The sequence below is a fragment of the uncultured Streptomyces sp. genome (assembly GCF_947488945.1).
Classification (GTDB): domain Bacteria; phylum Actinomycetota; class Actinomycetes; order Streptomycetales; family Streptomycetaceae; genus Streptomyces.
Genome location: NZ_CANLBS010000122.1, coordinates 1 through 230, shown reverse-complemented (window position 1 = coordinate 230; position 230 = coordinate 1). Strand labels below are relative to the sequence as shown.

Annotated in this window: 1 pseudogene; it reads left to right on the top strand. The window is 69.6% G+C overall.

What is annotated here, in order from left to right:
• A pseudogene (locus Q0994_RS34075) lies at positions 1-230 on the top strand (TIM barrel protein); the annotation flags it as partial.

The window sequence follows — 230 nt, the reverse complement described above, 5'->3', positions numbered from 1 at the left end:
CTGACGGTGCCGATGGCGACGACGAACCTGTTCACGCACCCGGTGTTCAAGGACGGCGGTTTCACCTCCAACGACCGCGAGGTGCGGCGGTTCGCGCTGCGGAAGGTGATCCGCAACATCGATCTGGCCGCCGAGCTCGGTGCGCGGACGTACGTCGCGTGGGGCGGGCGCGAGGGTGCGGAGTCGGGTGCGGCCAAGGACGTGCGGGTCGCGCTGGACCGGATGAAGGA